General features: G+C 32.3%; 14 protein-coding genes and 1 pseudogene. 1 reads left to right on the forward strand and 14 read right to left on the reverse strand.

Annotation, left to right across the window (positions count from 1 at the left end; genetic code table 11):
- Window positions 1–285: 285 nt before the first annotated feature.
- The 12 genes from AC2CGR_RS10555 to AC2CGR_RS10610 all read right to left on the reverse strand — a co-directional run bounded on the left by AC2CGR_RS10555 (window position 286) and on the right by AC2CGR_RS10610 (window position 16,466).
- Window positions 286–1,515 carry a helix-turn-helix domain-containing protein gene (locus AC2CGR_RS10555; protein ID WP_001097913.1) on the reverse strand — a complete coding sequence of 410 codons (1,230 nt, stop codon included), beginning with the start codon at window positions 1,513–1,515 and terminating at the stop codon, window positions 286–288.
- A 1,295-nt stretch (window positions 1,516–2,810) separates the two neighbouring features.
- Window positions 2,811–3,029: an alpha/beta-type small acid-soluble spore protein gene (locus AC2CGR_RS10560; RefSeq protein ID WP_073543601.1), complete on the reverse strand. Its 219-nt coding sequence runs from the start codon at window positions 3,027–3,029 to the stop codon at window positions 2,811–2,813.
- 206 nt (window positions 3,030–3,235) lie between these two features.
- Window positions 3,236–3,877: a nucleotide excision repair endonuclease gene (locus AC2CGR_RS10565; protein WP_270185001.1), complete on the reverse strand. Its 642-nt coding sequence runs from the start codon at window positions 3,875–3,877 to the stop codon at window positions 3,236–3,238.
- Between the two features lie 166 nt (window positions 3,878–4,043).
- Complete coding sequence (locus tag AC2CGR_RS10570; protein WP_270185000.1) at window positions 4,044–5,459, reverse strand: amino acid permease; 1,416 nt, start codon at window positions 5,457–5,459, stop codon at window positions 4,044–4,046.
- A gap of 133 nt (window positions 5,460–5,592) precedes the next feature.
- Complete coding sequence (gene proC / locus AC2CGR_RS10575; RefSeq protein WP_001041296.1) at window positions 5,593–6,411, reverse strand: pyrroline-5-carboxylate reductase; 819 nt, start codon at window positions 6,409–6,411, stop codon at window positions 5,593–5,595.
- Window positions 6,412–6,869: 458 nt separating this feature from the next.
- Window positions 6,870–8,063 (reverse strand): Ger(x)C family spore germination protein, encoded by a 1,194-nt coding sequence (locus AC2CGR_RS10580; RefSeq protein ID WP_087967931.1) that lies wholly within the window; start codon window positions 8,061–8,063, stop codon window positions 6,870–6,872.
- Complete coding sequence (locus AC2CGR_RS10585; protein WP_270184999.1) at window positions 8,060–9,151, reverse strand: spore germination protein; 1,092 nt, start codon at window positions 9,149–9,151, stop codon at window positions 8,060–8,062. Before AC2CGR_RS10585 ends, AC2CGR_RS10580 begins: the two co-directional genes overlap by 4 nt.
- 26 nt (window positions 9,152–9,177) lie before the next feature.
- A complete protein-coding gene (locus AC2CGR_RS10590; RefSeq protein WP_000119243.1) occupies window positions 9,178–10,752 on the reverse strand; it encodes a spore germination protein in 1,575 nt (524 codons plus the stop codon).
- A gap of 689 nt (window positions 10,753–11,441) precedes the next feature.
- A complete protein-coding gene (locus tag AC2CGR_RS10595; RefSeq protein WP_270184998.1) occupies window positions 11,442–12,386 on the reverse strand; it encodes a response regulator in 945 nt (314 codons plus the stop codon).
- Window positions 12,387–12,390: 4 nt separating this feature from the next.
- Window positions 12,391–13,707, reverse strand: coding sequence for a sensor histidine kinase (locus AC2CGR_RS10600; protein ID WP_270184997.1), 1,317 nt, complete (start codon window positions 13,705–13,707; stop codon window positions 12,391–12,393).
- A gap of 233 nt (window positions 13,708–13,940) precedes the next feature.
- The gene (gene glsA, locus AC2CGR_RS10605) at window positions 13,941–14,921 is read right to left on the reverse strand and encodes a glutaminase GlsA (protein ID WP_087967927.1); all 981 of its coding nucleotides are present in this window, start codon (window positions 14,919–14,921) and stop codon (window positions 13,941–13,943) included.
- A gap of 120 nt (window positions 14,922–15,041) precedes the next feature.
- On the reverse strand, window positions 15,042–16,466 hold the full coding sequence (locus AC2CGR_RS10610) for an alanine/glycine:cation symporter family protein (protein WP_270184996.1): 1,425 nt from the start codon (window positions 16,464–16,466) through the stop codon (window positions 15,042–15,044).
- A 955-nt stretch (window positions 16,467–17,421) separates the two neighbouring features.
- Here AC2CGR_RS10610 and AC2CGR_RS10615 point away from each other — a divergent pair.
- Window positions 17,422–18,573, forward strand: a complete 1,152-nt coding sequence (locus AC2CGR_RS10615; protein ID WP_484480797.1) for an anion transporter — start codon at window positions 17,422–17,424, stop codon at window positions 18,571–18,573.
- 459 nt (window positions 18,574–19,032) lie between these two features.
- Here AC2CGR_RS10615 and AC2CGR_RS10620 read toward each other — a convergent pair whose 3' ends face one another.
- Complete coding sequence (locus AC2CGR_RS10620) at window positions 19,033–20,190, reverse strand: serine hydrolase domain-containing protein (RefSeq protein WP_087967917.1); 1,158 nt, start codon at window positions 20,188–20,190, stop codon at window positions 19,033–19,035.
- A 510-nt stretch (window positions 20,191–20,700) separates the two neighbouring features.
- Window positions 20,701–20,966 (reverse strand): annotated as a pseudogene (locus AC2CGR_RS10625) (erythromycin esterase family protein); the annotation flags it as partial.
- Window positions 20,967–21,009 lie beyond the last annotated feature (43 nt).

Here is a 21,009-nt window from a genome sequence, read left to right on the forward strand (position 1 = left end):
ACATGTAGATATATTTAGTAATATATGTTATATTGTTGATTTTTTCACAAAACATCCTAATATTATCATTAAAAAATATTCAGTATGAAGATATTAGTCTATAAACTTATCATCGTTATAAACATAGATTTTAAATTACAAAAAAGCTGCAAAGTTTCCTTGGAGCACTTTGCAGCCTTCTATCTTTTTGTTTCCTTTAGCAAAATAATGGCTAGTGAATTTTCATTTTTTGGGATACTTATACCCCTGTTTAAGCCTTTACATTGGAGACAGCAGATAACAAGCTTATATTACTGTATATTTTTCACGGTACTGCCTAGGAGTCATACTAGTGATTTTTTTGAAAACTCTTATAAAATAACTTTGGTCATTAAAGTTAAGCCACGCACAGATATCTGATAACGAATAAGTAGTGAGTGTTAATAATTTTTTTGCTTCTTCCACTCGTTCCCTTTGAATATATTCGCTTAAAGTAATTCCCATTTCTTTTTTAAATAGTTTAGACAGATAAGTAGGCGTAATTTCTAAATGATTAGCAAGTTCATTCAGAGATATTCCATCGTAAACATTTTTATTAATATGTTTTATACATGTAGTAACCGCGTAAGAATACTTTTTTGCATTGTATTCTTTCACACGATCTGCAAAGGTACGTAAAGCGTCCCCTGACAATCGCTTTACAGATTCTACATTATCTAATTGTTCTAGGGTTTGTATATATAAAATACTATGGGCAAAAGCAATATCTGGTGGCAGGTTTCCTTCTATTGCATATCGAGTGGCTAAGGTAATCGCAATAATTCCAAGGTTTTTTTGATTCCTGAGCGGATCCTCTATTAGCATAAGTTCAACATCTTCTTGCGAAACCGCATACATATACTGTATTAACTTTTTTTTATTTCCTTCTTTGATAGTCGAAAAGAAATCATTTACTAATGCCATATTGTGCGTTTTGGGTTTGTTTTGTCGGCGTTTTAAAATATATAAATCAGGTTTCACAATTTTATTAGGAACTTCCTCTAGTACTTTATTTTTTTCCAAGACAATATCTACATCTAACTTTTCATTGAAAATCATGTAATGTAATAAAATTCCCATATCAATTAATGTAGTTTTTTTAATCTCAGATAAACACTGATAATAGGCAAGTCTTTCTTGAATGTTATCATTTGATTTAAATTCTTTCTGAAATTTTATGATCATATCATCTGAATCTTTTGGATGTATAGTAGGACCGATTATAATAGTCCCTTTAATATCATCATGATTTTCTATATGAATTAGAACAAAATTTTCAAGATAGTTGTTACTTCGGAAAAGCGGCAAGTTAAAGGGATCGTTTTCTTGATAAATATCAGTAAGATGTTCTTCTTTTGAAGAATAAAAAGGACTACAAACATTATCAGATGTAGAATGATATAAAATTTTTCTGTCTGCAGATAAAATATGTACAGGGGCATTAAATGCTTTATGTGCAAGATCACATAAGTGTTGTATATCGATGGAAGTATTCATTACATTCTCCTTTATAGATCCATAAAATATATTCTGTTAGATATAATTCACGACAAATAATACTATAAAATATCAAATTAGTACAATTCACAACAAAATATTACTATATCTTTTTTATAAAAATCATATATTATTTAATTGTAGTTAGCATCTAAATATCAGAGTAGATAAGTAAACGAAATAAGCTAAGTTCTTTTCTTAATTCTACAAGATATAATTATTGAACTTGAAAAAACAAGTGAAGTACTACAAAATACAGTGGTAGTCAATGCGAGGACCAAGCTGGAAAAAGATTTAAAATGCAGCGAAAGTTACAGGAGATACTGTACCACCGCAAGAAACAACAGACAAAGTTCCAATTCAATCACTTATACAAATTGAATTCCAAAAATAAATACTGCTAATTTAAATGTGAAACTGAAAAACCACTTCGGTCCAAATTTAAAAAAAAGATAATAACGAAGTCATAAAATTGGAAACAGCTGAAAGTGATAAGGCTATTTTTGAAGCACTATGCTTTGAAAAGTACAAGGTGAAGGAAATTCAAGTACTCAATTAAACTTTTAATTGAGAGAAAGGTCTTTTCATCAACTAAAAATAACGAATGGAATATTCAAAAAAATGGCATTATATTACTGGTCGCAACATTAGTTTTACTTTCCACAAAAGAGGAAAAAATATATATACTTACAAATACTAAGAATATCAAACTAGATAGTTTTATTACCGCATCACATAAAGTGAAACTTTAATCAGTGGGGGTTTTGTTCATTCCCCACTGATTATTAACCCACACCAATCGGGCTTTTACAGACAGTTGATCCCCCACCTAACTTCTTTGCTTCCACTAAATTTTGAGGTGGGGGTCTTACTGCCCACAAATAGCGGGATAAACTTATTATTCATTTCCAAATACAATAGTTGTTAATCAACAAAAAACTTCAATAATTAAGGTGCACAGTAAATTGATCTCAAAACAATACTTACTACAATATCAGGTTTTACTTATTCTATAAAAAAAGAAATATCTCTTAATAATCATTACCTTATATCGATTTAGACATAAAACATTTTATTATATTGGCTTAAGTATTATGGAATTAAAATTGCAAATAACATCAAAACTCTTTTAAGGGTTCATACATCGTTTGTATCGAATCAATATTCTTTCGATACCTATTACATTAACAAGGCCGAAAAAGGTTATTACAAAGGAATCTGAGATGTTTTTTAAATTCCAAAATTTTTTTTGTAAATTAAAGGAAAAATAATCCGTATATATACGGATTATTTTCTTAGTGTAATCTGTATTGACCTGTTAACTGTTTTTCAGCCATTCGAACTAAGCGTTTTGTAATCTCTCCACCGATCGAACCATTTACAGATGATGATGTATCAGGTCCCAGTGTGAATCCTAGTTCAAAAGCAATTTCATACTTCATTTGCTCAATAATACTTGTAGTAGCAGAAATAAGAATTTCATTTGTATTACTTTCGTATCTTTGAATATTTATAATTGTACTTCCAATATATTTAAAATAACATGTGCCTACTCATGCTATTTATGCATGAGTAACCTAATTTCTTCTAGTATTTTTATAAGAACCCTTTTCCTCCCCATATTCCACCAATCAAATTTGAAACACAAATGTACATTGCATTTCAATATAACAACAAAAGCTACAAAAGCTACAAAAGCAACGAATTTACTACTTTAAAGTTAAGTGCTTAACCTTGACGTACTTAAATTCTTTTTTCCAGATAAAGCATACATTATATCTTGATGCTTAATTGTCCTCTTATAATTATGTGGTATCGGGAATTTGTTTTGGTGTTCTTTCATTATAATTAAAGTTTGAAGTTCTATGCTCAATACTTTTGCGAGGACATGATAGTTATATCCATTGTTTAACAGAGAAATTATGTCATAAAACATAGTTTTTCCACCCACTAATTTTACTAATCTATTCTTTAACTCATCCCTTTTTTCTTTAGCTTCATCAATTTCTAACAACATGGATTTTTTATTTGTTTGCTTAATGTATTGAGTATATAACTCTGGGAATTCTTTTTGGACTTCTTTGTTTAATACTGGTTTATATTTAATCATGTAAGTAACTTGTAACAATGAGCGTTTTAACAAACTATCTTCAATGAGATACGCTACTTTATTAAATAAATGTACATATTCCTTAATATTGGAATAACTATTAAAATGAGCTAATACTCTACTTTTTATACTAAAAGCCTTGCCTATATAAATAATATTGTCATTATAATCTTTAATGAAATAAATACCACTGTCATCTTTTTCCAATTCATTATCCAGTTCTTCTAAACTCATAAAATGCAATTCACTCATACTTTCCTCTCCTTATTAGTTTTAAATCATGAAAAACAGGCAAGGTTTCTAAAAAAGGCACTCTGCTGTCCTAAGATTTTTCATTTTAGTTCTTGCTAAATATCAAAAAACTGTTTCTATTTTACTCAACTATCAATATAATTATTAATCAAATTTTCTATCATTATTATCTCGCAATTTTATCATGTAATTTCGAGATCGTTTCCTCATTTAAATTACTGTGTTTTATCGAATAAAGGAAATATATTACTCCCCCAATAGTAATCCAAATACTAAAGTACACCCATGTCCTTAACGGTAAATTTAGCATTAAAAACACACAGCATACAATTGCAACGCATGGTAATACAGGTACAAAAGGTACCATAAATCCACGTTTTAAATTTGGGTGTGATTTACGAAGGATAATAACTGATAGACAAACTAACGCAAACGTCACCAAACTACCGATATTAACTAAATTAACTAATTCTTTCAAATCAATAAACCCAGCTATTATAGAGCTCCCTATTCCTGCTAATCCAGTTATAAAAGTGGGTGCTCCAGTTTCCTTATTAACTTTCGCAAATGATTTCGGTAACAATCCATCACGACTCATTGCAAAGAATACTCGTGTTGCCGCATACATATTCGAAAAAATAACTGCCATAAGGCCAATTACAGCACCTGCAGCAATTGCACCAGCGACTTTTCCTTGTCCTACCACTTCCATTACATAAGCCATTGCCTCAGGAACATTTAATTCTTTATAGGGAACCATTCCTGTCATAACAAGGCATACCATAATATAAATAATTGTACATATGATTAATGATGCAATAATACCGATAGGAAGATTACGTTTCGGATCTTTTACTTCTTCTGCTGAAGTTGCTAATATATCAAAACCCGTAAAAGCGAATAAAATAGCTGCTCCACCCGTAAAAACTCCACTTAAACCGTATGGTGCAATTGGTATCCAGTTCATTGGTTTTACATAGAATATACCAACCGTAATAAACAACAAAATCATTCCAATTTTAATCAATACCATTATATTATTGATTCGTTTACTTTCCTTCGTACCACGAGATAACATCCATGCCAATATCAATGTAATAATTACTGCTGGTAGATTCACAATACCACCATGCGAAGGAATCGTTACTAGAGCTTTAGGTATCTCTAATCCAAATCCCTTTATTAAATTGTGGAAATAGCCTGTCCATCCAGCAGCGACAGCTGCTGTTGCCACGATATATATTAACAGCAATGACCAACCTACTAGATGAGCAACAAACTCACCAATTGTTGCATATGAGTACGTATATACACTACCAGACGCCGGGAGTGTAGAAGCAATTTCTGCGTAACATAATGCTATAAATCCGCATATAATTGCTGCAAGTACAAATGAAAAAATAACTGCTGGACCAGCATCTCTTGCTGCTACTAATCCAGTTAAGACAAGAACACCCGTTCCGACTATCGAGCCTACTCCTAACATAATTAAATCAAATGCTCCTAATGTTTTCGTTAAAGTCTTGCTTTGATTATGCTCTAACAATTGTGTAACGGATTTCTTTTTTAGTAAATTACTCATATTTTCTGTATCCCCTTTAAAATAAGGTTGGTTCTTCTCGTTAGTGTTGTATATAAATTTACTTAGTTATTAACTAGCCTCATAATATTTCTTTTACATTAAATAGATTTGAAATATTATATAAATTCGCTTCTTACTTACTAGTTAAACTAGACATTTCCATAGATTTTTGCGTACAACGTTTCATAGCTGAAATGATAGCTGTTCTTAAACCTTTTTCTTCTAGCGTTACTACAGCTTCTATCGTCGTTCCACCTGGAGAACAAACCATATCCTTCAATTCACCTGGATGTATTCCTGTTTCCAATACCATTTTTGCAGAACCTAATACAGCCTGAGCCGCAAATTTATAAGCTTGTTTTCTCGGCATACCGCCAAGTACAGCAGCATCTGCCATGGCTTCTATAAACATATACACATATGCTGGAGAAGAACCACTAATAGATGTAACAACATCCATTAGTTTTTCATTTACGACCTCCGTCTGGCCGAAAATATTAAATATGTTCAGTACCTCTTTTATATCTTTTTCTGTAACCATTTCATTAAAACATAACGCAGACATTCCTTCTCCAACAAGTGCCGGTGTATTAGGCATTACTCTAACAACTTTTAACTTTCTACCAAATTCATTCTCAGTGCTCTTAATACTTTTTCCTGCAGCAATAGTTACAACGATTACATCATTTTTTATTTGATCTTTTATTTGGTTAATTACCGATGAGTATAAATCTGGTTTGATTGATAAAATTAAAATGTCAGCACTGTTAGCGACTTCATTGTTGTTAGTAGTTATAGTTATGCCATATTCATTACTAGCATTTTTTAAATTAATGACGTTTAAATCTGAACAAATTATTTGATCTGGAGAAACTATATTTTTTTTAATCATCCCACCTATCATAGCAATACCCATGTTTCCACATCCGATGAATCCTATTTGTTTATTCATAATAATTTGCTCTTGCTCCTTCTACTCTAAATTTTATTGATTTTGAAATTATTATTCTAAATAAGGGCTATTACAATTACTGGGTTTATCAATAGAATTTAAAAATTCTCCTTCCTATATAGAGCTTACATATACCTCTAATAATTACTTATTTTCAAAATTCCCTTCTATTTGCACTGCTTTCGCTTGCACTTCAAACTCCCTCCAATTCAAACTTGTAAAGGATATATAACGATTCCTCTTTTTTTCCTAACGTTAAATAAAACACCATTAGTAACGGTTGTTATTTACTTTATAGTGCAAAAGAAGTATATAGGATAAAGAATGAACTTTTAATAAAATCATTTCTTTAATCTATAATAAGAAGGACATAAAAAAACAAAAAGTTACAAAAATTTTCAAATTAAAATTTTCGTAACTTTTTGTTTTCGTGTAAATATAAGGTCAATTGAGACGTCTCACCGTTTTAAACTTGATGCTCCATAATCTTGTATAGTTGCATTTATATGATATTTAATCGGTACTTTACTAAATGTTCGATCCCAATCTTTTTTGACTTTCTCCCATGTTCTCGGGTGCTTAATTCTTAATTGGTTGCCAAAACCCGCAATATCGACTTGATATTCTTTTTGTATTTTTTTTGTAACATGATGTACTAAGTGCTGTACTTCTTTTTCAATAGCTTTTTCTTCCTTTTTTAAAAATTCATTTTCAAAATCTTTTCCTGATTGCATCCAATTTTCAGACAAACGCCCTTCTGATTCAATGTTTACATCAAAGGAAATATTATTTCCGTTAACATGTGGTATGATTTTGCTTTTTATTGACTTTATTTCGTATATAATGAGTTTCTTTGATTCTTTATCAAAAGTTTTTACCACACCACCATTCCTTTTTCCGTTTATCCATACTACTCCTTCCAATTCCTGTTCATTTAAAAAGCCCATCAACTTTTTTGTCTTCCCTTTAATTACAGCAGCCCCTGCAAATTTTGTTTCTCCTTTTATCGAGATTACATTTTGCAAAAGAAAACTGGACCCTGACCGCATCTTTCCTTCCAATTTAGCGAGCGATACAGGAGGTAAAATCCTTGTTGTTCTATTTCTATTATCTGCAATTCCAGACAAACGAAATGCTGGGATTTCTCCTTTTTTGTTTGATTCCAGTACCTCCTTCGCTAGACCCTTGCTAATTAAGAGCATACAGCTAAGCCGAACTTCATTGTCACGGAGATACTGTTCAAGTAATTGTTCTAAACTGTATGTACGTACAAGATTATCACTAATAACAATGTTTTTTAAATGTGGGCTGAACATTGTGCTCTCTCTTTTCAATGAAAACTCACGAACAATTTGATGAATGGAATCACCAGTCTCAGAAACATTTATATAACGTTTTTGTTGTCCATTTCCTTTACTTTGTGCTTGCGAACTAACAATTTGATAAGTAGCTGTTATAAGGTTTCTTTTAGGATAACCTCCTTCCTCATCCTCTTTCACAATTGTTGAATCCTTCCCTTTATCTAGTGCTATACCTGCAGTTAAGCTCAACTCTTCTACTTCTTTACTGCTCCAACATCCTGTTAAAAATAGAAGCAAAAGCGTCCCTAACAAAGCCAAATAGAACCGCATATAATTAAATTTATGTTTCACACTACTCCTCCTTTTAATCGCGTAATAATAAGAAGAAGCAGTGGTAGTAAACCAAATAAAAATAATGCAACATTACCGAGCATATCCCCCAATTTAAGCAAGTCATTTATATTATTCGAAGTCATAGCAATGATGTAAATGATTGGAATCAAAGCAAAAATAAACGGATGAATACTCTTTTTAAAGAGTTGCGCTAATCCTAATGCAGCTGCATAGTAACTAATCGTATAGGTAGCAAATATTTGCATAATCCATATTACAAGCAGTAAAGATTCAAAACGTTCAAATATCAAACCAGAAATTTCAAAACTGCGCATAAGGTCAATTGTCGGCCATGTTCTTGTTACAACCCCATCAATTGATAATGCACCAATGACCATTACAACAGTTATTACATAAAAGATTAACGGTATAGAAATTCCAACTAAAATAGCTTTTACTGCTTTCTTTCGTTGTTCCATAAATACCAAAAGAATTAACATAATTTCAGGACCTGTATATGCGAGAGACGTTGTTTTTATCCCATCTAACACTGGTTTAATTCCCAAACCTAATACGGGACGGAGATTATCTATCTCGAATATTCCGATACTCATAAAGGAAATGATTAAAAAAATAAAAACAGTAATAGGAAATATTATTTCAAACATCCTTGCAATTGAATTAATACCACCCATAATCAAATAGAGACCTATCCACATAAAAGGCATAACAATAGCCCATGTGGGGGTTCCTTCGAGCAAAAAAAAGCTTATTACTTCTGCCATTGAACGAATTTGAAATGCTGAAGTCGTAAGAAAATACCCTATAATAAGAAAACTAAGCAATCTGCCTATCCATTTCCCTACAATATCTTGACTGTATTGGTAAAATGTTTTTTCTGGAAACTGCTGACTTAATTTGACCATAATTACTCCTGAAACCATTGCGAGTATCCCACCTAATATCACACTTAACCATACATCTGGTGTTTTCACTTTTTCCACAGATGCTCTGGGCAAAGTGAGAATTCCTGTCCCAAGTATGTAATTTACAATTATAACAACTGCTTGTGAAGTTGTTATTCGATCTTTAGGTATAGTAATCACTGAAGGCCACTTCCTTTCGTCATCAGCTACCTTTTGCGGATAGTTTTTTTGGTATGCATTATTTTCGGTCGACGTCTCATTATTTTTAATGGCATGCGAACCATAAAATCTTTCCAGTCACTGAATCGATATGGAACAGCAGGGCTGGTATAAGGAACGCCAAAACTTTTCAGTTTCACTAAATGACTGCAAAGTAAAAGAAAGAAGAGAATAACTCCATACAATCCAAATATCGCAGCACAAAACATAGCTACAAAACGAAGAATGCGTAACGTAATTCCCACACTATATTGCGGAATAGTAAAAGAAGAAATAGCTGTTACCGCAACAACGATAACCATTATTGGACTAACAATTCCTGCTTCTACGGCAGCCTGACCAATTATTAAACCGCCCACAATTCCCATTGCCGGTCCAATCGGTTTAGGCAGACGTAAACCTGCTTCTCGTAAAACTTCGATAGCTACTTCCATAATTAACGCTTCTATTAAAGCGGGAAAAGGAACTCCTTCTCTCGATCCGATAATAGAAATAGCGAGCTTAGTGGGAATTAATCCTGGATGAAATGAAATGAAAGAAATATACAGTGCTGGAGCAAATAATGAAACAAAAGCTGTCATGAAGCGTAATAAGCGGAGAAGTGTACCAGGAAGCCACCTTTCATAATAATCTTCTGGTGATTGCAGTAGCATACTAAATGTAACTGGAGCAATTAAAACAAATGGTGTTCCATCTAACAAAATAGCTACTCGACCTTCCATCAAAGCACTAATAACACGATCAGGTCGTTCTGTATTTTGAATCTGCGGAAAAGGACTTAGATAATTATCTTCAATGAGTTGCTCTATATAACCAGATTCGAGTACACTGTCTATGTCAATTTTCTGAATTCTGTTTTTTATTTCATCCACCAATTCTGTACTAGCAAGATCGTTAATAAATGCGACAACTAACTCTTTCTTTGCACGTTCTCCTACTGGTAGCTTTACTAATGATAAGCTCTCATCCGCACAATGTCGTCGCAAAAGTGAGGTATTATCACTTAATACTTCAGTAAAACCGACCCGTGGCCCTCTGACTAATGCCTCCGATACTGGTTCTTCAATGTTTCGTTTATTTGCTTTTGTTGTACCAAGAATAAACACATCTGCTAAACCATCAATTAAAAGAGCTGTTGAACCTATCAATACTTTGGGTATTAAATCTTTTATGTAATGGACTTCTGCTACTTCACTAATTGTAAGAACTTTATTTTTAATATATTCTTTTGAAACAGTCCCCTCCACATAAGAAGATTCATTTTTATATTCATCAGAAAAATCATCCATTAGTAATTTCATAATATGTTTGTCAATTATCTCTTTATCTGATAGACCATCAACAAAAACGATCCCAGCCTGAATATCTGTGCGCCCAATATTAAACTTCCGAAAGCGAACATCAGAATTATGTCCGATTTGTTGCTTTATAAGTTCTAAGTTAGAGGCAAAATCATTTGTGAAATGAACGATTGTATTTTGAGAAGGTTTATACTCTTGTTTCGTTTTACTTTGAATATTATTTTTTTTCACTTGTTTGTCTCTTGACTTCCACCAACTCATTCTTCCCACTCTTTCTCTGACATACGAACCCAATGAAAAAATCTTGAGATAGTATACGGAATTAAAAACAAGATAAAAGCTTGTACAAAGACTTTCCAATCCGGAAGATAAGAAGTAATTATGTTCCACATTTTTATCACCCAATTTATATACTCTGCTAGGATTGATATTTCTAAAAAACGATATGTACTTAATAAAAAATAACGATAAGATTAAAGAGCAGAAAAGCTAGACATTATGCTTATTTAGTACCAATAACCTAGTTAGTATAAAAACATTTCTGACCTAAAATACCATTTCCAATTATAATTTGTTAGATATTATCTCCTTTTCCCTTATTTATATGCCCGCATTTGAATTTCAAATAATATAAGGATCGATGATATTTCCTCTTAAAGAAAAAAAAGATGCTAGAAGATAGCATCTTTTTTCAACTCAACTTACTATGTATTTATATTTTATTGTGGAAATACTCGTTTTTTTAAATGAATATTAATGTTTAAAAAAATAAAAAATACATATTCTTTTGTTCTAAGTTCATACACTTCTACCAAATCGATACGGAATTTTCTGATTTTAAATTCAATATGAAATAAAGGAAAATCCTCTCTTAGAAAAACTATATAAAACAAATAACATGAAAACAACTATCAATCTATTAATTGAACGTAATAATGAGCAAGAGTTTATCATCTTAATTCCAAGTGTATTCGTTTTGCTTCAAAATAAAGAACTTGAATAAATTTTTTCGTATCAATACGAGCAGGTAATGTTGGTTCATTATTCAATTCTGTCATCTTTCTCCTTACGGTAGTAAAATCAAAAAATCTAGAAGCATAATTTTCGAACTTCGGGTTTAAAAAATCAGTAAGTCCAAGGGATGCTAAATGGTCTAATGATTGATAAATTGCTCTCCGAATCCGTTGTTTGGAAGCTTCTATGAATCTTTTTAATTCGGTATCTTCAGCTGCATCCCCAAGTTTTTTTTGAGCTAAATTCATAAAAATCTCTTTTAGTGAGGGAAAACCTTGTTCCAACGTGTTATCTTGTTCATATTTATATAAATAATTTAGCATATCCATTAAATCTTTACTTCCACTTTCACTGGCTATTCCTAATTCAGACAAAAGAAAATGAATGGAATTTTGAAAATGATTAAAAGTATTTAAATGTTTTTCATTACGGTATTTTTCTTGCACACTTGAATTACTATCCAATTTTAGTACCGTATTAAGCGATTCTTGAATGTTTTTTATCGATTTTTCCAAACGAATTCGTTCAATGACTTTCCGAACAACTGTTAATACTTCAATCCGGTTAATCGGCTTAATAATATAGTATTCAACGCCAAGCGAATAAGCTTCAGCAATTAATTCTTTTGATTCTACTTGAGAGACCATGATGATTTTCCCTTTAAACGAAGGTTTTATTTGACGAATTGTTTTTATTCCATCTTGAATCGGCATTAACAAATCGATAAATAAAATGTCTATATTTTTAAGGATTAACATTTGTTGCTCTAAAGATAAACCATCCTCAGCTTCTCCTATAACCTCCCCAAGATCTTCATCCTCGATAATTTGAGCCAACATTGAGCGAACCGCTTTTTCATCATCTACTATATAAAAATACATAGAATCACCCTTTCGAAATTATATGATCAATCCCTAATCTAATTATAAAAATTGATCCTTTTCCTTCGGTTCTGTCCTCAAGCGTAACATCACCTTCAAGTTGTTCGACCATTTCTTTAACATACGATAATCCGATACCTGTCGATGGATTGCCTAAATCATCATATTTAGAAGTAAACCCAGGCTCAAAAATTGAATCTTTATATTTTGAAGAAATACCGGGACCATTATCGCCTATTTGAAATTCAACAAAATGGTGGTCTTTATTAATGTCAATTGTGATGGTTCCCATACCTTGGATAGCCTCTACAGCGTTTGTAACGATATTATTTATAATAGATAAGATTGTGTAAATATGATAATGAGGATGCACACCATCAATTTTATACACAAATTGGATGTCTTTCTCTAGCAACCGTGCATATTTCGCATTTACCCGTATAATGATATTTACTAGTTCATGTACAGACATATAATCTGTAAAACTTTCATCAGAAATTAATTTTGAAAGTCCCGCAAAAATACGTTGGTTATCCTTTTTAACGTCATGGACCTCACCAGCAATTTGTAATGCCTGTTGCCTTAAATCCCCAAACTGAAAATCCATCTGTTTGTGCTCAAAAGAGTCTAAAGTTTTATATAAATCATAGGATTTTTTTGTTATATTCTCAGCATCTTGTAATGTTTTTTTTAAATGAACAGCATCTTCATATAAATTAGAGATGAGCATGAGCATGTGTTCATTTTGTTTCTTTATGTGTCTCTCCCTTGATTGCGCTTCATACAATTTCATCATATTGAAAAAGCTTAGAACTATAAAACTATGGGAACATGCGATAACAATGATCTCATTTATTGCCTCGGATGTGATCGATGTTTTTAATACGAAATATTGAATCATTAATTCCACACAGTCTGACAGTATTTCAATCATGCAACCAATCAAACCAATCATTAGTGGTTGATGATAAAAACGTTTGATTTTTGCTAAATGAAAGAGATACGAATAAGTAAAATAAAAGAAAAAACTAGGATAGTGAGTATGAAAAGCGGCTAGCCAATCCATATTTCCCTTTATAATGACATCCATTGAGATACGAAATACTACCACGACTATCGCTGTTAAAAAACCCGGTAAAAATGCTGGGATTCGTCGAAACAATAACAAAAAAAAGAAAAATGTTGGTGCACCAAAGCTCATTCTAAATGTTTCATTTAAAGGAAATGACTTTATTTCACCTACTAAGGGTACTGTAAGTATCATTAAAACGAGAATATAGATGTCTTTTTTTACTAAATTACTAAGATTCAAAATAATCACTTCTCACTTTCGCCTAACAGTCAGTATACAAACCTATTTGCATTAATACAATACTTACTCTATTTTTTTCAAAAACTGATAAATAAGATATAAACGAAAGCATTATAGATTGTGAGTATTCATTACACTCTTCTACTTTAGAAAGATACTTTATAACTCAAAAATGTTCAGACACAATATAAGGTCTGAACACTTTTGGACTCGCTCTAACACCAAAATATCTGTGCTCCTTTTTAAAATATACTTAAATCCCATTCTTTTGCAATATGTTCTAACAACATAATTCCTGGTAAACTATTCCCATACTCATCAATGGCTGGTCCGTAAATACCAATACCACATCCATCTTGGAACGATAAATCCTTCCTAGATTTTGAGGGAACAAGTGTCAGAATTCCGCCGGATACCCCACTCTTAGCTGGTAATCCAATGAAAGCAGCAAATTTTCCAGAAGCATTGTACATTCCACAAGTAAGCATTAAAGCTTTTGTTAACCTAGCTACTTCTTTAGGGAGCACTTGTTCTTTGCGAATAGGATGATATCCATCATGTGCCAGTATAAGCCCTATTAAGGCAATATCTTCCGTATTTATTTCAATCGAACATTGTTTTAGGTAAACCTCTAGTGTCTCCTCCACATCTGATTCTAGAAAACCATTCTCCTTTAAATAGTATGCTAATGCTCTATTACGATGAGCCGTTTCCCATTCTGATTGAAATACTATTTCATTAATAGCGGGACGCTTCTCTATCATTTTTTCAATTAATACGTATAGAGATTCTAATTTTTCTTGCACCGATGTCCCTGGCAAAAGTGAAGCTATCGTAATTGCTCCAGCATTGATCATAGGATTAAAAGGTTTTCCTGGTTTATGTATCTCTAAACGAATAATTGAATTAAAGGCATCTCCAGTTGGCTCTACGTCAACTCGTTCTAATACATAAGAAATACCGCGACTTAAACAAGCGGCTATAAAACCGATTACTTTTGATATACTTTGTAATGTGAAAGGTATCTCCCAATCTCCTGATTTTATCATTGTTCCATCTGGCTTTACTATACAAATACCTAACTGCGATACATTTATTTCCCCCAGAGCGGGAATATAACTGGCGCTTCGTCCCTTAGCTGCATACGCTCGATAATGAGCTACCCATTGATCTAAGCAAACTTTTTCTTGACCCTCAACTTGAACGCTAGAATCCTTTATCATTTAATCATATTCCCCCGTACTATTAACTTTATATAGAATGATTTTTTCTTTACTATAATAATATTTGCACTAGAACCAAGAAAAATATTCAGACATATTGCAGTCTGAATATCCTTCTTATTACACACTTTTCTTTTTTGAAGTTTTCTCACAACTATCCCAACATTCAATATTTTCAAGCCCTTTAATGTTTTCTTTATAAAAAATAGGATCTTTACCAGCTTTTTTCTGGTTTATATAATCTTGTAATGCCGCAAATGCTACTTTTGAAAGTAAGGTAATAGCAATTAAATTAATAATAACCATAAAGCCCATAAATAAGTCCGCTAAATCCCATACAATTTGAATCTTTGCAACAGAACCAAATACAATCATAGCCAATACACTTATTCTGTATATCATTAACCACACTTTACTTGTATGTAAGAAGCGAATATTTGTTTCACCATAATAATAGTTGCCAATTAACGCACCAAATCCAAATAAAAAAACAAAGATAGCAAGACAACCCGATGCCCAAGAACCGATGTGTTCACTTAATGCTGCTTGTGTCAGTGCAATACCATTTAATCCCGGTTGTTTATATGCATCAGACAGCAAAATAATAAAGGCAGTGCTAGTACAAATGATTAATGTATCCGTTAATACACCAAATGCTTGAATCAGTCCTTGTTTCACCGGATGGCTTGTTGTTGCTGTTGCGGCAACGTTTGGTGCACTTCCCATACCAGCTTCATTTGAGAATAAACCGCGTTTAACTCCATTCATAAGTGCTGCACCAATTGAACCACCTGCTATTTGTTTAAAACCAAATGCGTTTTGAACAATAAGAGAAAGAACTTCCGGCATTTTTGATATGTTGGTAACTACAACAAATAATGCAACTCCAATGTATAATACCGCTAAAAATACCACCTTGTATTCAGCCATTTTTGCAATACGTTGTACACCACCAAAAATAATTGCAGCAAAAGCAATGGCCATGATTATCCCAACCGTTAGACGATCTGTACCAAATGAGTTTTGAAAAGCGATTGTAACTGTATTTGATTGTACTGAATTGAATACAAGACCGAAAGTAATTGTGATTAAAATAGAGAATAATACTCCCATCCAACGTTTATTCAACCCTTTTTCCATATAATAGGATGGACCACCGCGGAAACCAGTTTTATCTTTTACTTTATATATCTGTGCTAATGTGCTTTCGACAAAACTGGAGGCCGAGCTAATAATAGAAATAATCCACATCCAAAATACAGCTCCAGGACCACCTAATGCAATTGCAATCGCAATTCCTGTGATATTCCCTGTTCCAACGCGGGCTGCCATACCAATACAAAACGCTTGAAAAGGAGAGATTTGATCTTTAGAACCACTTTTCCCCTCCATTAATACACGGACCATCTCTTTTAACATTCGAAACTGTACAAAATTCAATTTAAATGTAAAATAAATTCCGCAAATAACAAGCATAATAATTAACAATTTAGACCATAAAAAATCATTTGTTGATCCGACTAACTCTACAAAAAACCTTTCCATATTATCACTCCATACCAAAATTTTATCTATCATAATCTATATAAAATCACCTATATTCCCTGGCATAAATACCTCATTCATATTTAAATACAACAAGGATAAAAATTTTCTATATGAATCGGATTGGCCTGTTTAAGCAAACATCACAACATGTAACCGTAAAACTGAAATTTTGAAGTACTTAACGCTTATACAAACGGATGCTCTACCCCTTTCTGCAAACTAATATTTTTATCCACTAACATTGTTGTACTATTATGTTTGTTTCGTTTACCGGTGATTTAAATCATAATAATCAATAGTGATTAAGTGGTTTTTTGTTAATTTTCTCAAGAACATGGAAGTATCTCCTTTCTCACTACTAATCTCAAAAATAGGCTAAGTAAAAACTTTACGAAAATTATATAAAGCGCTTTCAATCTTCAACTAAGAGAAGCTTGTCTTTAATTTATAATTAAAAGTACAGAATGTTACGAAAAAGTACAGATTTTTATAAAAACAAAAAAATATTTTAAGATTTTTCATCTAAAAAAACAGTGAGATTTTGTGAATTTTATACAGTATCCAAACGTCGCGGATGCTGTTCTACCTAATCTCTGACAAGCCTCTATTTTCTTCATAAAAACATGCATATTTTTTCTCTTTTAGAAGTTCATATAAAGTATTTGAAATCAAGAATCAACAGGATATTATAAGAATATTTAAAAAATAAAACATTTAATTTATTTATGGTATCATACAAAAAACATTTGTTTTCTCAATTAATCCCCCTAGTTGGGTTCGTCTATATTGCACATATTTACAACATGAAAGACACTAAGAAAAAAAGGATTTTGTTGAAGGGATGAAACATTGCAAAACTCTTATTTAGGACCTTATGACATCCTCTTTTCTAGCAATATCGAGTTATCCCCAAAAACGTATATTTACTAACATAGATTACAGGTGGTGTATTGTGAAAGAAATAGTATTCGTTCAAAATAAAAAAAGACTCCTTATGAAATTCGAATTTTTAAAAAAGGATTTAGTACTTACCATTTCACTGATACTAGCAATTGTAAGCTGCTTAATACATTCGCCAAAGATCGAATATATTAACTTTGAAGTGTTAATTAGCTTATTTAATCTAATGGTGGCCATTAAGGCCTTGGAACAGCTAAAGATATTAGACAAACTTGCCGTTGCGATTTTAAATAAATGCAATAACAGCAGGTCAATATCTATTATTCTAATTTTGTTATGCTTTATTTGCTCCATGTTTGTAACAAATGATGTTGCTCTCCTCACTTTTGTACCAATAACACTTGTCATTAGTAAAAAAACACAAATGAACATGATGGATACAATCATCCTGCAGACAATTGCGGCAAACATCGGTAGTAGCTTGATGCCTATGGGAAACCCACAAAATTTATACCTATATTCTTACTATGGAATTAAGCTCATCCCATTTTTAGGTTCAATTCTGCTTTTAGCTGTACTTGGAATTAGTTTATTATTTATATTTACTCAAAAACTTCAAAAAACAGATTTGAAAATAGAACTACCTGTTATTACCGTGAAAAATCGAAAAAAAGCTACCATCTGGATTTTGATACTTATCACTATCATTGCATCTATTTTTGGTGTCATTAATTATTACATTGCACTAATAGTCACATTGATAGCAGCATTTACGTTAGATAGAAAGTTACTATTTAAGATCGATTACTTTCTTCTAATAACCTTTGTCTGTTCTTTTATTTTCATCGGAAACATTTCACATTCGGATGCACTGGAGACATTTGCTCGCGCTAATTTAAGAGGAGATACTTCAGTCTTCTTTAGTTCCATATTTTTGAGTCAATTGATTAGCAATTTTCCTACTTCAATTCTTCTATCAAACTTTACTTCTGATTGGAAAGCTTTATTACTAGGAGTAAATATTGGAGGGCTTGGAACAATTATCGCATCTTTAGCCAGTGTAATTTCCTATAAACTATTCACTCAAGCCAATGGTAAAGAGAGTAAAGCTTATTTAATTAAATTTAGCATTTACAACTTTTCATTTTTAATCATACTTACATGTATACAATACTTTATGTTTAAATTTCTAAAATTTTTTTAAAAAATTGATTCCTTTAGAAAAACCCAAATATCTCAGCATTCAATTGAGAAATTTGGGTTTTAATATAGGTATGTTTAAAGAGATACAACAAAGTTACCATCAATTTAATATTTTGAGATCGTATCGAATGCCCATCAACCTAACAAAATAAAAAGTTTTAATTTCTAAAGTTAATGAATTAAAAAGCACTCAAGTTTTTTTAGCTTTAAAAGAAAATACATTTCCTTATTAAAAGGCAGTGACGATACCAACACAAATGCAATACTACATACATACTAATCACTCATTATATCTGTCGCTCTTTTAATTGGCCAATGTGTAAAGAAATCCTTTTACTTAGCCCTCCTTCATGCTTGGCTTGATGGTTTCTAGATATTTAATCCCTCTATACTCATTTCAAGCGGTAATCCATTCTGATTAAAATTACAAATGATAAATTTATCCCATTTCCCTTTTTGCCTACTTGCTAAATTCAGCAATTAAAATGTTTTTAAAAGAATCTGGATTATTAATGTTAAAACTGTTCGAATTGACGGCCAATGTATGTTTGCCTCCAAGTGTTCCACCAACAAAAGTGGAAAACCCTGGAACGCCTCCCCTGTGTCCCCATACTGAGACACCGTTCGGAAGCTTAGTTTCAAAGATTCCAAGACCATATCCGATTCCTTCTCTTTCTGTAGGAACTGTAGTAAGCATTTGTTTTAGTTGCTGTTCCTTCAGTAATTTGCCACTTAGTAAGTAAGAGAAGAATTTGTTTAAGTCGTCAGCCGTAGAAATCATATCTCCATCCGAGCTACCTGGGTTCATATAAGTAACGTCTTTTAGCTCACTCGCTCCGTCTAGTTGCAAATAGCCACGGGCATGCTTTGTGCCTGGAATCACGCTTGAATTGCCAGGTAGGAATGTATTTGACAAATCAAGCGGTTCAATAATGCGATTTTCAACCTCCTCCGCATAGCTGTTTCCAGTTACTTTTTCAATAAGGATCCCCAGTAATACGTATCCTGTGTTTGAATAAGACCAACCCTTTCCTGGAGCAAAGTCTGGGGGAAGAGAAATCCCCATCTTTACAAATTCTTCAGCCGTATACGATTTTTTTATATCCGTAATATCAAAGTCTTTTGAATTTATATAGTCAGCAATACCACTTGTATGATTCAATATTTGCCGGATTGTAATCTGGTTACCATCATATCCGTTTCCTTGAATGACACCAGGCAACCATTTTTCAATGGAGTCATCTAGATTCAAACGGTTCTCTCCAGATAATTGGAGTAGCACTGTTGCAATGAACGTTTTCGTCACACTGCCAATGCGAAAGCGAAAATCTGCTTTCATTGGTTTCTTAGTTCTCAGATCCGCTATCCCAGCACTATAACTCCAAGTTTTACCACCCTTAGAAATTTTAGCGAGTATTCCCGGGTATCCAAGTTGCAGTTCATCTCGCATTGCTTTCTTAACGGAAGTACGATCGCTTTGCGTACTTGTTTGTAACGAACTAGATACATTTTGCGTAGGTTCTGCTTTTACAATTGATGTTGGTGTTACGTATAACAGGGAACTTCCAGCTATTAAAAGTGCTAGACTTGCACATGTAATTTTACTGCGTGTTTTCATAAAGCATTCCTCTCTTCTATTAAAATTGTATAGATAGTTGATAGCAGTGTCATATACGAACCACACAGCTATCAATTCTCCCAATAATGAAAAGGCAACAATGCATTTGCAATCATTGTACTCATTATTTTCACAAAACACTCTTGTTACTGATTGTTTTATATGTAGGCCGTACTTGCTCCCCCCTTCACGCCTCCTTATATTCTTATCCTATACATTGAAAATCTCTTTTTCCTTACCTATTCCTTACAAATTCCTTACATTCGAAATCGCTTCTATAATAGGGTTACAGTAGCATCTATGTCCGAAAACACAAAAAACACCGATCCTTTTCGCTTCAGTGTTTTTTGCGCTTTACATATTGAAGATTCGTTTTACTCTTAACAGGTTACATTGCTGATTTTTTCTAATGCGATTATTCTTCTTGCTCTATAACAAAATTTCATAGTGCTATATGAAACACTTATCACGTTGTCATTTTGACACATAATTCTAAATGTATTGATGCGGTTAAGATGGACTCACTTTTTGAATTTGAACAAGCATATCAAATGATTTACCTAATGATATATCAACAGTTTTTGGTATATCAGGCACTTCGGTAGTTATCCCAGCGAAAATTAGATGTTGTTCGCTTAACCAAGTTTTTGTCACTCCGTTTGCCTTACGTAAATCAATAAAAATTTGATCTTTTTAACTTGTCCAAAGATGTAGTTTTAACTGTTTGGATCATCTGATTTTAATGTTCCATAGAGGCCAAATTTACCGTTACTATTAATTGATCACAGTAAGACGTTATTTCAAACCCATAAAAAATAG

It is taken from the genome of Bacillus sp. LSHTCR4, from assembly GCF_057197025.1.

Coding starts and splice junctions, on each gene's coding strand:
- AC2CGR_RS10565 (WP_270185001.1), bottom strand. CDS start 3,877: ATGAGTGAATTGCATTTTATGAGTTTAGAAGAACTGGATAATGAATTG.
- AC2CGR_RS10570 (WP_270185000.1), bottom strand. CDS start 5,459: ATGAGTAATTTACTAAAAAAGAAATCCGTTACACAATTGTTAGAGCAT.
- AC2CGR_RS10595 (WP_270184998.1), bottom strand. CDS start 12,386: ATGTATTTTTATATAGTAGATGATGAAAAAGCGGTTCGCTCAATGTTG.
- proC (WP_001041296.1), bottom strand. CDS start 6,411: ATGAATAAACAAATAGGATTCATCGGATGTGGAAACATGGGTATTGCT.
- AC2CGR_RS10610 (WP_270184996.1), bottom strand. CDS start 16,466: ATGGAAAGGTTTTTTGTAGAGTTAGTCGGATCAACAAATGATTTTTTA.
- AC2CGR_RS10620 (WP_087967917.1), bottom strand. CDS start 20,190: ATGAAAACACGCAGTAAAATTACATGTGCAAGTCTAGCACTTTTAATA.
- AC2CGR_RS10590 (WP_000119243.1), bottom strand. CDS start 10,752: ATGAGTTGGTGGAAGTCAAGAGACAAACAAGTGAAAAAAAATAATATT.
- AC2CGR_RS10555 (WP_001097913.1), bottom strand. CDS start 1,515: ATGAATACTTCCATCGATATACAACACTTATGTGATCTTGCACATAAA.
- glsA (WP_087967927.1), bottom strand. CDS start 14,921: ATGATAAAGGATTCTAGCGTTCAAGTTGAGGGTCAAGAAAAAGTTTGC.